Origin of the sequence: Streptococcus ilei (assembly GCF_000479335.1) — a bacterium.
Taxonomy (GTDB): Bacteria; Bacillota; Bacilli; order Lactobacillales; family Streptococcaceae; genus Streptococcus; species Streptococcus ilei.
Window position 1 is genome coordinate 173,078 of sequence record NC_022584.1, and the last position, 13,653, is coordinate 186,730.

Sequence of the window (13,653 nt, forward strand, 5' to 3'; positions counted from 1 at the left end):
GATGGTAGAGTCTTACAGTAAAAATGCCAACCACAATATGCGCCGCCCAGTTGTCAAGGAGGAAATTGTCTCTTTCATGCGGGAGCGCCAAGCGCCGGTAACGGATGCTTTAAAGGAGCTAGAAGAATTTGCTCGACGGGAAAATATTCCCATCATCCCTCATGAAACGGTTGCTTTCTTTCGTCTCTTTTTGCAGACCATGCAACCCAAGTCAATCTTAGAAATTGGGACAGCAATCGGCTTTTCGGCCCTCTTGATGGCAGAGCAAGTGCCTGATGCAAGGATTACAACCATTGATCGCAACGAGGAAATGATTGGTTTTGCCAAGGAAAACTTTGCTCGTTTTGATCAACGTAACCAAATCACCCTCTTAGAAGGGGATGCGGTCGATCTGCTGGAGCATATCGAGCAACGCTTTGACTTGATTTTTATGGATTCGGCTAAGTCCAAGTACATCGTCTTTCTTCCAGAAGTTCTCAAACGGTTGGAAGTTGGGGGAGTGGTGATTTTAGACGATATCTTCCAAGGGGGAGATGTAGCACGTGATATTATGGAAGTCCGTCGTGGACAACGCACCATCTATCGAGGTTTGCAACGTCTTTTTGACGCCACTTTGGACCATCCTGGCTTGACGGCCAGTCTGATTCCGCTCGGTGATGGCATTCTCATGATCCGTAAAAACGAGGAAGAGATTTCCTTGCCGACAGAAGAGTAGCTTTTAGTCTTATTTAAGTTATCCTTTTGAATTTGTGGTAAAATAGAAGCAGTGAATTTTAGAATGGAGAAATAAACATGAAGAAAAAATTTGTAGCTGGAGCGGTGACCCTTTTATCCGTTGTAGCGCTAGCAGCTTGTGCAAAAGGTGGCAGTGACAAAGATATCGTCACAATGAAGGGTGACACGATCACTGTTGGTGATTTCTATGATGAAATCAAACATAACCAAGGTGCACAACAATACCTGTTCCAAATGACCATTAATAAAGTCTTTGAAAAAGAATACGGCTTAAAAGTCTCAGACAAAGATGTTGAGAAAAAAGTTGATGAGCAGAAAAAACAATTGGGTGAAGCCTTCAATAGCTACCTCACTCAACAAGGGTTGACAGAAGAAACCAACAAACAACAAATCCGTAGTAACCTTTTGTTAGAGTATGCGGTTGACCAAGCTATTTCAAAAGAGTTGACAGACGAAGCTTATAAAAAAGCCTTTGAAAGCTATACACCAGAAATCACTGCAAATGTGATAAAATTGGATTCAGAAGAAAAAGCGAATGAAGTTCTTGCAAGTGTAAAAGCTGAAGGCGCTGACTTTGCACAAATTGCCAAAGAAAATTCTACAGATGCTAGCACCAAAGAAAAGGGTGGAGAAATCAAATTTGACTCTGGAACAACAACTGTTCCAACCCGTGTCAAGGAAGCAGCATCTAAGCTTGATGTAAATGGTATTTCAGATGTCGTTATTGATCCTGCTAGTCAAAAAAGCGCTGGTGCCTACTATATCGTTAAAGTAACTAAGAAGGAAGAAAAAGGATCTGACTGGAAGAAATACGAAAAACGCTTGAAAGAAATTCTGACGGCAGAACGTAAAAATGATGCCAACTTTATCCGTAGCATCATTGCCAAAGCAATGACAAATGCCAATATCAAGGTCAAAGATGATGCCTTCAAGGCAACCTTCAACCAATACATGCAAAATATTGGTGCAACAACAGAAGATAGCTCATCTTCTAAATAAGGATATTAGTTGACGAGCATTGTATTTATCTGTATAATGAGATAGTTGAGAATAAATCATTTAGAATCAGATTCAGAGAAGTGGCGGGGGTGCGAGCCATGGAAGAGGAATGATTTTGCTACTCAATAGAACAATTACATAATCGAATGAAGAATGACAAGTTCATTGAATGAAGGTGGTACCGCGGTTTTTCGCCCTTCGTTAGTGAGCTTGTCTTTTTTTCAGCATTTCTACCGGAGATCCTTTCTAATAAGAGAAAGGTTTTCATAAGGATTTGCAGGAGGAAACTGATGAAAACGTATCTGGTCAAACAAAAGTTTCGACTTGGAGGGGAACGCTTTGATATCAAAAATGATCTGGGAATGGTAGAATACCAGGTAGAAGGTTCATTTTTGAAAATTCCTAAAACCTTTACGGTATTTGATGTGGAAGGCCAGAAGGTCAGCCATATCACGAAGAAGCCTTTTAGCCTCTTACCTCAATTCACTGTAGAATTAGCGGATGGCTCCAGTTTTTTTATCCGTAAAAAACTGACCTTACTCCGTGATAAGTACGAAATTTCTAATTTAGGACTACGCATCGAAGGCAATATCTGGGATTTGGATTTCAAGTTATTGGATGATCGCGACCAGCTGGTTGCAGAGATTAGCAAGCAAGTCTTTACCTTGACGTCGACTTATCAGGTTTCCGTCTATGAAGAGGAATATGCCAATCTGGTGATTTCCTTGTGTCTTGCCATTGACTATGTAGAAATGATGGAAAATGGCTCCTAAGCCAATCAATAGAAAACAATAAATAGAGGAGAAAACATGAAACAATTATCTAGTGCACAAGTCCGCCAAATGTGGCTTGATTTCTGGGCGACCAAAGGTCACTCAGTAGAACCATCTGTTAGCTTGGTTCCAGTAAACGACCCAACCCTTTTGTGGATCAACTCAGGGGTTGCAACCCTTAAGAAATACTTTGATGGAACTATCATCCCTGAAAACCCACGGATTACCAATGCGCAAAAAGCCATCCGTACCAACGATATCGAAAACGTAGGGAAGACGGCGCGTCACCATACTATGTTTGAAATGCTGGGGAACTTCTCCATCGGGGATTACTTCCGTGACGAAGCCATTACCTGGGCTTATGAACTCTTGACAAGTCCGGAGTGGTTTGACTTCCCTAAAGACAAACTCTACATGACCTACTATCCAGCTGATACAGATTCATACAACCGCTGGATCGAAGTGGGCGTGGACCCAAGTCACTTGATCCCAATCGAAGACAACTTCTGGGAAATCGGTGCTGGACCTTCTGGACCAGATACAGAAATCTTCTTTGACCGTGGAGAAGCATTTGACCCAGAAAACATCGGTATTCGCCTTCTTGCAGAAGATATCGAAAACGACCGTTACATCGAAATCTGGAACATTGTCTTGTCACAATTTAACGCGGACCCTGCTGTTCCTCGTAGCGAGTACAAGGAATTGCCACACAAGAACATTGATACGGGAGCTGGTTTGGAGCGTTTGGTGGCGGTGATTCAAGGGGCTAAGACAAACTTTGAAACTGACCTCTTCATGCCAATCATCCGTGAAGTTGAGAAATTATCTGGTAAGGTTTACGACCAAGATGGCGACAACATGAGCTTCAAGGTTATTGCAGACCACATCCGTTCGCTTTCATTCGCGATTGGGGATGGTGCTCTTCCTGGAAATGAAGGTCGTGGTTATGTCCTCCGTCGTCTTCTGCGTCGTGCCTCTATGCATGGTCAAAAATTGGGCATCAACGAGCCTTTCCTATACAAACTCGTTCCAACTGTTGGAAAAATCATGGAAAGCTATTACCCAGAAGTGCTTGAAAAACGTGACTTTATTGAGAAAATTGTCAAGAGCGAAGAAGAGTCATTTGCGCGAACCCTTCACTCAGGTCAACACTTTGCCCAAGGTATCGTAGCAGACTTGAAAGAAAAAGGCCAAACTGTGATTGCTGGTCAAGATGTCTTCAAACTTTATGATACATACGGATTCCCAGTGGAATTGACAGAAGAAATCGCTGAAGAAGCTGGTATGACTGTAGACCGTGAAGGTTTTGAAGTAGCCATGAAGGAACAACAAGAGCGTGCGCGTGCATCTGCTGTCAAAGGCGGATCTATGGGGATGCAAAACGAAACCCTTCAAAACATCACTGTAGAAAGTGTCTTTAACTACAATGCTAGCCAACTGCCTTCTAAGTTGGTGGCTATCGTAGCGGACAATGCAGAAGTAGAAGCTGTTTCAGAAGGGACTGCATCACTGATCTTTGCAGAAACACCATTCTATGCTGAAATGGGTGGACAAGTTGCGGACCATGGTCAAATTTTGGATGCTGCAGGAAATGTCGTAGCGACTGTAACAGATGTACAAAAGGCACCAAATGGCCAACCACTTCATACTGTTGAAGTTCTTGCGCCACTTGCTTTGAACCAAGAATACACCTTGGCTATCGATAGCAATCGTCGTCACCGTGTCATGAAGAACCACACAGCCACTCACTTGCTCCATGCAGCTCTTCACAATATCCTTGGCCACCATGCCACTCAAGCAGGATCACTTAATGAAGTGGAATTCCTACGTTTTGACTTCACTCACTTCCAAGCTGTGACTCCAGAAGAGTTGCGTGCTATTGAGCAACAAGTCAATGAGAAGATTTGGGAAGCCATCGCAGTGGAAACTGTTGAGACAGATATTGACACCGCTAAAGAAATGGGAGCTATGGCCCTCTTTGGTGAGAAATACGGTAAGGAAGTTCGCGTTGTCACTATCGGGGACTACTCAGTGGAACTGTGTGGTGGTACCCACGTTGGCAATACTTCTGAAATCGGTCTCTTCAAGATTGTCAAGGAAGAAGGGATCGGATCAGGAACTCGTCGGATCTTGGCAGTGACTGGTAAGGAAGCCTTTGAAGCTTATCGTGAACAAGAAGATGCACTGAAAGCAGTCGCAGCAACCTTGAAAGCACCTCAACTCAAAGAAGTACCTCATAAGGTGGAAGGACTTCAAGAACAACTCCGTCAATTGCAAAAAGAAAATGCAGAATTGAAGGAAAAAGCAGCAGCAGCGGCGGCAGGTGATGTCTTCAAACATGTTCAAGAAGCAAACGGACACCGTTACATTGCTAGCCAAGTTTCTGTTTCAGATGCAGGTGCTCTTCGTACCTTTGCAGATAACTGGAAGCAAAAAGACTATTCGGATGTGCTTGTTCTTGTCGCAGCCATCGGTGACAAGGTGAATGTCCTTGTAGCCAGCAAGACAAAAGAGGTCCATGCAGGTAACTTGGTTAAAGAATTGGCTCCAATCGTTGATGGACGTGGTGGTGGGAAACCAGACATGGCCATGGCAGGAGGAAGCAACCAAGCCAAGATCCAAGAATTGTTGGATGCAGTAGCAGGTAAATTGTAATGAATAGGAGAGGCTAGGACTTTTGTCCCAACCTCTCTTTTTTCAAAAAAAGAAACGTACCCAATTAGAAAAAGATTGCAATAAAAAAACCTTTCCATCTGGAAAGGTTTTTGACTTATAAACCGTAGTTATAATCGTCATCCTGCATAGCTTCTACTTCACCGAGAAGGTAACCGTTTCCGACTTGAGAGAAGAAGTCGTGGTTGGATGTTCCGGTTGAGATCCCGTTCATAACGATTGGGTTGACATCATCTGCTGAGTCAGGGAAGAGCGGATCTTGTCCCAAGTTCATAAGGGCTTTGTTAGCATTGTAGCGAAGGAAGGTCTTGACTTCCTCTGTCCAGCCCACACCGTCATAGAGACTCTCTGTGTAGCCTTCTTCGTTTTCATAGAGGGTGTAGAGTAGGTCATACATCCACTCTTTGAGTTTTTCTTGCTCTTCTTCTGGTAATTCGTTAAATCCAAGTTGGAACTTGTAACCGATGTAGGTTCCGTGAACAGATTCGTCCCGAATGATCAACTTGATGATCTCAGCTACGTTGGCCAACTTGTTGTTTCCAAGATAGTAGAGCGGTGTGAAGAAACCAGAGTAGAAGAGGAAAGTTTCAAGAAAGACGCTGGCTACTTTCTTTTCAAGGGGAGTTCCATTGAGGTAGATTTCATTGATGATTTCTGCCTTCTTCTGAAGGAAAGGATTGGTATTGGTCCATTCGAAAATCTCTTCGATTTCTGACTTGGTATTCAAGGTAGAAAAGATTGAAGAGTAAGACTTAGCATGGACAGATTCCATGAATTGGATGTTGTTAAAGACAGCTTCTTCGTGGGGAGTACGGATATCTGCACGAAGAGCTTGCACACCAGTTTCGGACTGCATGGTATCCAAGAGTGTCAATCCACCAAAGACTTTACCAACCAAGTCTTTTTCTTTGAGAGATAACTTTCTCCAGTCGTCCAAGTCGTTTGACAAAGGAATACGTGTATCCAACCAGAATTGTTCGGTTAGCTTTTCCCAAGTAGATTTATCGATGACATCTTCGATGGCATTCCAGTTAATGGCTTTGTAGTAAGTTTCCATTTGAAATCTCTTTCTTTTTCTAATTCATTCGATCATACAATCATTGTTATTCTAACACAATTGTTAGAATACTGCACAAAAAGTCGGCGGACCGACTTTTGGTAGCAATGGATCAGAGTGTCTTAGATGACACAGCTTTCACATTGGTTCGCGCCAACTTCTCCACCATCATCTGTAAAGGTACGGACGTAGTAGATAGACTTGATTCCCTTATTAAAGGCATAGTTACGAAGGATAGACAAGTCACGAGTGGTTTGTTTATTTTCAGTTTTCCATTCGTAAAGACCTTTTGGAATGTCACTGCGCATAAAGAGAGTCAGTGAGAGCCCTTGGTCTACGTGCTCAGTTGCGGCAGCATAGACATCGATGACTTTCCGCATATCCATATCGTAAGCAGAAGTGTAGTAAGGAATGGTATCTGTTGATAATCCTGCTGCAGGGTAGTAGATCTTCCCGATTTTCTTCTCTTGACGTTCTTCAATCCGTTGTGTAATTGGGTGGATAGAAGCAGACACGTCATTGATGTAGCTGATAGAACCATTTGGTGCTACAGCTAAACGGTTTTGGTGGTAAAGACCATCTGCTTTCACTTTATCACGAAGTTCAGCCCAATCTTCTGCACTAGGAATGAAGATGTCTTTAAAGAGTTCTTTGACACGCTCTGATTTTGGAACAAACTCTCCAGTCGTGTACTTATCAAAGTAGCTACCGTTGGCATAGTCTGATTTTTCAAAGTTGTGGAAGGTAACGCCCCGTTCACGCGCGATGTTATTTGATTCCACGAGGGTCCAGTAGTTCATAAGCATGAAGTAGATGCTAGTGAACTCAACAGACTCAGGTGATCCGTACTCGATCAATTGTTGGGCAAGATAGCTATGAAGTCCCATAGCACCAAGACCAAAGGTATGCGCTCGGCTATTTCCATGGTCGATCGTAGGAACAGCTACGATGTGAGAACTATCAGTAACGAAGGTCAAGGCACGTACCATAGCTCGGATTGAGCGACCAAAGTCAGGTGAAGTCATCATGTTGACCACGTTGGTTGAACCAAGATTACATGAGACGTCGGTTCCCATTTTAATGAACTCTTGAGCATCGTTGATCAAGCTTGGTTCTTGAACCTGGAGGATCTCTGAACACAAGTTACTCATGATGATTTTGCCATCAACTGGGTTGGCGCGGTTAGCAGTATCAATATTGACTACATATGGGTAACCAGATTCTTGTTGCAATTTAGAAATTTCTGTTTCCAAATCACGGGCTTTAATTTTTGTCTTACGGATGTTTGGATTAGCGACCAACTCATCATATTTTTCAGTGATGTCGATGTAGTTGAATGGCACTCCGTATTCACGCTCTACAGAATATGGACTGAAGAGGTACATTTCTTCATTTTTACGTGCCAATTCGTAGAATTTATCAGGTACCACAACACCAAGTGATAGAGTTTTCACACGAACTTTTTCATCGGCATTTTCTTTCTTAGTAGAAAGGAAGGCGATAATGTCTGGGTGGAAGACGTTGAGGTAAACAACCCCAGCACCTTGACGTTGACCCAATTGGTTTGAGTAAGAGAAGCTATCTTCAAAGAGTTTCATAACAGGAACGACCCCAGAAGCAGCTCCTTCATAACCCTTGATCGGTGCTCCAGCTTCACGAAGGTTGCTGAGAGAGATTCCAACCCCACCACCGATACGTGACAGTTGAAGGGCAGAGTTGATAGAGCGTCCAATCGCATTCATATCATCTGTTACTTGGATCAAGAAACAGGAAACCAATTCTCCACGGCGGGCACGTCCAGCATTTAAGAAAGAAGGAGTAGCTGGTTGGTAGCGTTGGTGGATGATTTCGTTTGCGATGTCTTTGGCAATGTCTTCATTTCCATCTGCAAAATAGAGAGCATTGAAGAAGACGCGGTCTTCCATGCTTTCGAGATAGTATTCTCCATCATTTGTTTTAAGCGCATACTGGTTATAGAATTTATAGGCAGCCATGAAGGACTTGAATTGGAAGTTTTGGTCTTTGATAAATTGATAAAGTTCTTCCAAGAATTCTGGACGATATTTCTTGATAAAAGCTGTTTCGATATAGTTGTGTTCAATAAGGTAGTTGATTTTATCCGTTATTGAATCAAAGGCCATAGTATTTGGCGCAACGTTTTCTTTGAAGAAGGCATCCAAGGCTTCTTTGTCTTTATGAAGCATGATTTGACCGTTTACTGGACGGTTGATTTCATTATTAAGACGGAAGTAGGTTACGTCTTCAAGTGATTTTAATCCCATAATGTTCCTTTTTCTAATTCAAAAACAAAGGGGAGGCAAGCTCCCCTGTACAAGTAAAAGGGCCAGGGAACACAGTAGTCAAGGACTACAGTCATCCATTCCCTAGACCAATCAAATCCTGTTTGATAATGTTAAGATAATTTCTTGAGCTTAGCTGGTTGGAAGCCAGAGAAGACTTCATCTGCCGTTTGGATAACTGGCGCAGCATTGAAACCAAGGTTCTTCACATGGTCTACAAACTCAGGTTGCTCATCTAGATTAATTTCACGGTATTCAACGTGATTGGTATCTAAAAAACGTTTGGTCATTTTACATTGAACGCAATTATTTTTTGAATAAATTGTCACCATAATGTGATCTAACTCCTCTAAATTCATAAATCTGTATCTAGTATAAACAAAAGGTTTTTCCTTGTCAAGAGTTTTAACTAAATATTGTGCACATAAATTAACTATACCGGAAGATACCACAATATGTAGTATTGTAAGAATTAGTGAAAATTGAGGAAAACGTGATAAAATATAGGTTTTTTAAGTCAAAGGAATTCCTATCTTTTTCCTAAAATTCTATATACTGTGTCCGTGAAAGCAATTCTATTTATTTAATAGAAGAAAGTAAAAAAAGAAGATCAAAAGAAGAGAAAAATTGAGTGCTTCCTGTAAGTATTTTCAGTAAGTGTGTGATAAAAATCTTGAAAAATAATGAAGAAGATGATATAATAGCAAATTGTAAGGGTTATCACAGATAACTCAAAACTAATTTTAAAAGGAGAGTCAAACTATGGCTTCTAAAGATTTCCACATCGTGGCAGAAACAGGTATCCACGCACGTCCAGCAACTTTGTTGGTTCAAACTGCTAGCAAATTTGCTTCAGATATTACTCTTGAATACAAAGGTAAATCAGTTAACTTGAAATCAATCATGGGTGTTATGAGCCTTGGTGTTGGTCAAGGAGCTGACGTTGTAATCTCAGCTGAAGGAGCTGACGCTGATGATGCTCTTGCAGCAATCGCTGAAACAATGGAAAAAGAAGGATTGGCATAAACATGACAGAAATGCTTAAAGGAATTGCAGCATCTGATGGTGTTGCCGTTGCTAAGGCATATCTACTTGTTCAACCCGACTTGTCATTTGAAACAATCTCAGTTGAAGATACAAATGCAGAAGAAGCTCGTTTGGATGCAGCTCTTGAAGCTTCACAAAACGAGCTTTCTCTTATTCGGGAGAATGCAGTAGCGAGCCTTGGTGAGGAAGCAGCACAAGTATTTGATGCTCACATGATGGTTCTTTCTGACCCTGAAATGGTTGGTCAGATCAAGGAAACAATTCGCACGAAGAAGGTGAATGCTGAGGCTGGTTTAAAAGAAGTTACAGACATGTTTATCACCATCTTTGAAGGAATGGAAGATAACCCATACATGCAAGAACGTGCAGCAGATATTCGCGACGTGACCAAACGTGTTCTTGCAAACTTGCTTGGTAAGAAATTGCCAAACCCTGCAACCATCAATGAAGAAGCAATCGTGGTTGCGCATGACTTGACTCCATCCGATACCGCTCAATTGAACAAACAGTTCGTTAAAGCCTTTGTTACAAACATTGGTGGACGTACAAGTCACTCAGCTATCATGGCGCGTACACTTGAAATCGCAGCGGTTCTTGGTACAAACAACATTACCGATCTTGTAAAAGATGGTGATATTTTGGCCGTATCTGGAATCACTGGTGAAGTAGTCATCAACCCAAGTGAAGAACAAATTGCAGAATTTAAAGCAGCTGGTGAAGCTTATGCCAAACAAAAAGCTGAATGGGCTCTTTTAAAAGATGCGAAAACAGTGACAGCTGATGGCAAACACTTCGAGTTGGCTGCTAACATCGGTACACCTAAAGACGTTGAAGGTGTGAACGAAAATGGTGCAGAAGCTGTTGGTCTCTATCGTACTGAATTCTTGTACATGGATTCTCAAGACTTCCCAACTGAAGATGACCAATACGAAGCATACAAAGCAGTTCTTGAAGGTATGAACGGTAAACCTGTTGTCGTTCGTACAATGGATATCGGTGGGGATAAAGAACTTCCTTACTTCGATCTTCCTAAAGAAATGAACCCATTCTTGGGTTACCGTGCTTTGCGTATCTCCATCTCTGAAACTGGTAACCAAATGTTCCGTACTCAATTACGTGCCTTGCTTCGTGCATCTGTTCACGGTAAATTGCGGATCATGTTCCCAATGGTTGCTTTGTTGACGGAGTTCCGTACCGCTAAAGGTATTCTTGAAGAAGAAAAAGCGAAATTGGTTGCTGAAGGTGTTGCCGTTGCTGACGACATCGAAGTAGGTATCATGATTGAAATCCCAGCAGCAGCAATGTTGGCTGACCAATTTGCCAAAGAAGTTGACTTCTTCTCAATTGGTACAAACGACTTGATCCAATACACAATGGCTGCTGACCGTATGAACGAACAAGTATCATACCTTTACCAACCATATAACCCATCAATCCTTCGCTTGATTAACAACGTTATCAAGGCAGCTCACGCTGAAGGTAAATGGGCTGGTATGTGTGGTGAAATGGCCGGTGACCAAACAGCTGTTCCACTCCTTGTCGGAATGGGCTTGGATGAGTTCTCAATGTCAGCTACATCAGTCCTTCGTACACGTAGCTTGATGAAGAAATTGGATACAACTAAGATGCAAGAATACGCTAACCGTGCTCTTACTGAATGTTCAACAATGGAAGAAGTTCTTGAACTTTCTAAAGAATACGTGAACGTAGATTAATTGATTTTAAGAATCTGATAACAAAGTTATCACCTTGGAAGAGGTGGTAGCTTTTTTATTTTGCTACTTTATTTGTCTTATAAAGGAAGTAGCTGAATAAAAATAGAGTAGATATCCCTATATCAAAACAAAAAATCTAAATTTTCTAAAAATTTTCGGAAATAGGTTTGATTACAATGATTTTTATAGTATAATGTTAGAAAGATAGTTTGAAAGCTGAACAATTGTGAATTGATTTTAGGAAATTTCAGGGAAAACTTGGAAGTTTTGAATTATTTTCATATATTTTCATCGCATTATTCAAGAAATAATCTTGAATATTTCAACTATTTATAGTAGAATAATACTATTAGGAAGCGCTTTCATAAGAGGCGAGAGAGGTGAGTGAATGGATACGAAACAAGCATTGTACACATTTGGAACCGGAGAGAACTTTCATCTTCAACATTATCTAGGGGCTCATAAAGAGCAAGTAGATGGTGTGGAGGGGTATTGTTTCCGCGTATGGGCTCCAAATGCACAGGCAGTACACTTAGTAGGTGATTTCACCCAATGGGAAGAAAATGAAATTCCTATGGTGAGAAATGAAGCTGGTGTTTGGGAAGTTTTTACAACAGCACCTCAAGTGGGAGATATTTATAAGTACCATGTTACAAGACAAAATGGCCACCGCTTGATGAAGGTGGATCCTTTAGCGGTACGCATGGAAAAACGTCCAGGTACAGGAGCGGTTATTACTGATATTCCAGAGCGGAAATGGAAAGATGGACTGTGGATGGCGAGACGGAGAAAACTTGGTTTTCGATCTCGACCAGTTAATATCTATGAGGTTCATGCTGGATCCTGGAAACGGAATGAAGATGGAAGTCCTTATTCCTTTGCTCAGTTGAAGGAAGATTTGATTCCTTACTTGGTGAAAATGAACTATACCCATGTGGAGTTCATGCCGGTGATGGCTCACCCGCTCGGACTAAGTTGGGGCTATCAATTGATGGGTTACTTTGCCTTGGAACATACTTACGGAACACCGGAAGAGTTTCAGGATTTCGTTGAGGCCTGTCACTTGAATAACATTGGGGTGATTGTGGACTGGGTGCCCGGACACTTTACGATCAATGATGATGCCTTGGCCTATTATGATGGGACACCAACCTTTGAATATCAGGACCATCATCGGGCTCACAACTATGGTTGGGGAGCAATGAACTTTGACCTAGGGAAAAACCAGGTCCAATCCTTCCTTATTTCTAGTGTAAAATTCTGGATTGAGTTTTATCATTTGGATGGAATCCGGGTCGATGCGGTCAGCAACATGCTCTACTTAGATTACGATAGTGGTCCATGGACACCAAATATCGATGGTGGAAATCTCAATTATGAGGGGATTCATTTCCTTAAACGAATGAATGCGGTGATTAAACTTGAGCATCCTGATGTGATCATGGTTGCTGAAGAAAGTTCATCTGGAACTAAGATTACTGGTCCAGAAGAATACGGTGGCTTAGGTTTTGACTACAAGTGGAATATGGGATGGATGAATGATATCCTTCGCTTCTACGAGGAAGATCCTATTTACCGGAAATTTGATTTCAATTTGGTGACCTTTAGCTTTATGTATGCTTTCTCTGAGAATTTCTTGTTGCCGTTTTCTCACGATGAAGTGGTGCATGGCAAGAAGAGTCTCATGCATAAGATGTGGGGAGATCGCTACAATCAGTTCGCCGGCTTGAGAAATCTCTTGACCTATCAGATTTGTCACCCAGGGAAGAAATTGCTCTTCATGGGTTCAGAGTTTGGCCAATTCTTAGAGTGGAGGTCTGAAGAACAGTTAGAATGGTCTAATCTGGAAGATGACATGAACCGCAAGATGCAAGAATTTACTTCCCAGCTCAATCAATTCTACAAAGACAACAAGATGTTGTGGGAAATTGATGATAGCTATGATGGTATTGAGATTATTGATGCAGATAACCGAGATCAAAGCGTTTTGACCTTTACTCGTAAGGATAAAAAAGGAAATCATTTGCTTTGTATCTTTAATATGGCACCAGTAGAGCGCAAGGACTTTACAGTCGGCGTCCCTGTAGCTGGGGTCTATGAAGAAATTTGGAATACAGAATTAGAGAAATGGGGAGGTGTCTGGAAAGAGCACAACCAAGAAGTGAAGACTCAAGAGGGATTATGGAAAGATTATCCACAAACCTTAACCTTTACTTTACCGGCTCTTGGAGCTAGTGTATGGAAAGTGAAACGAAAACTTCGTTCCAATGTGTCTAAAACAAAAGAATAGTTGTTGGTGATCTACTGATCGCGGTCTATGATCCCATTCCTAACTCTGTAGAAGAGGCCACAGT

At 41.7% G+C, this 13,653-nt stretch carries 10 protein-coding genes; 7 read left to right on the forward strand and 3 right to left on the reverse strand.

Annotated elements, in window-relative coordinates:
• Position 1 precedes the first annotated feature (1 nt).
• The 4 genes from N596_RS00970 (at position 2) to alaS (ending at position 5,162) form a co-directional block, all read left to right on the forward strand.
• Positions 2–715: an O-methyltransferase gene (locus N596_RS00970; protein ID WP_023026613.1), complete on the forward strand. Its 714-nt coding sequence runs from the start codon at positions 2–4 to the stop codon at positions 713–715.
• Between the two features lie 77 nt (positions 716–792).
• Positions 793–1,734, forward strand: coding sequence for a peptidylprolyl isomerase (locus N596_RS00975; RefSeq protein ID WP_023026614.1), 942 nt, complete (start codon positions 793–795; stop codon positions 1,732–1,734).
• Positions 1,735–2,024: 290 nt separating this feature from the next.
• Complete coding sequence (locus tag N596_RS00980; RefSeq protein WP_006596642.1) at positions 2,025–2,507, forward strand: LURP-one-related/scramblase family protein; 483 nt, start codon at positions 2,025–2,027, stop codon at positions 2,505–2,507.
• A gap of 36 nt (positions 2,508–2,543) precedes the next feature.
• Positions 2,544–5,162 (forward strand): alanine--tRNA ligase, encoded by a 2,619-nt coding sequence (gene alaS / locus N596_RS00985; protein ID WP_023026615.1) that lies wholly within the window; start codon positions 2,544–2,546, stop codon positions 5,160–5,162.
• A gap of 115 nt (positions 5,163–5,277) precedes the next feature.
• Here alaS and nrdF read toward each other — a convergent pair whose 3' ends face one another.
• From nrdF to nrdH, 3 genes are all read right to left on the reverse strand, one after another.
• Positions 5,278–6,237 carry a class 1b ribonucleoside-diphosphate reductase subunit beta gene (gene nrdF, locus N596_RS00990; RefSeq protein ID WP_023026617.1) on the reverse strand — a complete coding sequence of 320 codons (960 nt, stop codon included), beginning with the start codon at positions 6,235–6,237 and terminating at the stop codon, positions 5,278–5,280.
• A 122-nt stretch (positions 6,238–6,359) separates the two neighbouring features.
• Positions 6,360–8,519, reverse strand: a complete 2,160-nt coding sequence (gene nrdE, locus N596_RS00995) for a class 1b ribonucleoside-diphosphate reductase subunit alpha (protein ID WP_023026618.1) — start codon at positions 8,517–8,519, stop codon at positions 6,360–6,362.
• Positions 8,520–8,650: 131 nt separating this feature from the next.
• Positions 8,651–8,869 (reverse strand): glutaredoxin-like protein NrdH, encoded by a 219-nt coding sequence (gene nrdH / locus N596_RS01000; RefSeq protein ID WP_006596951.1) that lies wholly within the window; start codon positions 8,867–8,869, stop codon positions 8,651–8,653.
• Positions 8,870–9,299: 430 nt separating this feature from the next.
• On the opposite strand from nrdH, the gene N596_RS01005 reads away from it, so the two are divergent.
• From N596_RS01005 to glgB, 3 genes are all read left to right on the forward strand, one after another.
• Positions 9,300–9,563 (forward strand): phosphocarrier protein HPr, encoded by a 264-nt coding sequence (locus tag N596_RS01005; RefSeq protein ID WP_006596636.1) that lies wholly within the window; start codon positions 9,300–9,302, stop codon positions 9,561–9,563.
• Between the two features lie 2 nt (positions 9,564–9,565).
• Positions 9,566–11,299, forward strand: a complete 1,734-nt coding sequence (ptsP, locus tag N596_RS01010; protein WP_023022734.1) for a phosphoenolpyruvate--protein phosphotransferase — start codon at positions 9,566–9,568, stop codon at positions 11,297–11,299.
• A gap of 388 nt (positions 11,300–11,687) precedes the next feature.
• Positions 11,688–13,589, forward strand: coding sequence for a 1,4-alpha-glucan branching protein GlgB (glgB, locus tag N596_RS01015; protein WP_023022736.1), 1,902 nt, complete (start codon positions 11,688–11,690; stop codon positions 13,587–13,589).
• Positions 13,590–13,653 lie beyond the last annotated feature (64 nt).

Coding starts and splice junctions, on each gene's coding strand:
- N596_RS00970 (WP_023026613.1), top strand. CDS start 2: ATGGTAGAGTCTTACAGTAAAAATGCCAACCACAATATGCGCCGCCCA.
- N596_RS00975 (WP_023026614.1), top strand. CDS start 793: ATGAAGAAAAAATTTGTAGCTGGAGCGGTGACCCTTTTATCCGTTGTA.
- N596_RS00980 (WP_006596642.1), top strand. CDS start 2,025: ATGAAAACGTATCTGGTCAAACAAAAGTTTCGACTTGGAGGGGAACGC.
- alaS (WP_023026615.1), top strand. CDS start 2,544: ATGAAACAATTATCTAGTGCACAAGTCCGCCAAATGTGGCTTGATTTC.
- nrdF (WP_023026617.1), bottom strand. CDS start 6,237: ATGGAAACTTACTACAAAGCCATTAACTGGAATGCCATCGAAGATGTC.
- nrdE (WP_023026618.1), bottom strand. CDS start 8,519: ATGGGATTAAAATCACTTGAAGACGTAACCTACTTCCGTCTTAATAAT.
- nrdH (WP_006596951.1), bottom strand. CDS start 8,869: ATGGTGACAATTTATTCAAAAAATAATTGCGTTCAATGTAAAATGACC.
- N596_RS01005 (WP_006596636.1), top strand. CDS start 9,300: ATGGCTTCTAAAGATTTCCACATCGTGGCAGAAACAGGTATCCACGCA.
- ptsP (WP_023022734.1), top strand. CDS start 9,566: ATGACAGAAATGCTTAAAGGAATTGCAGCATCTGATGGTGTTGCCGTT.
- glgB (WP_023022736.1), top strand. CDS start 11,688: ATGGATACGAAACAAGCATTGTACACATTTGGAACCGGAGAGAACTTT.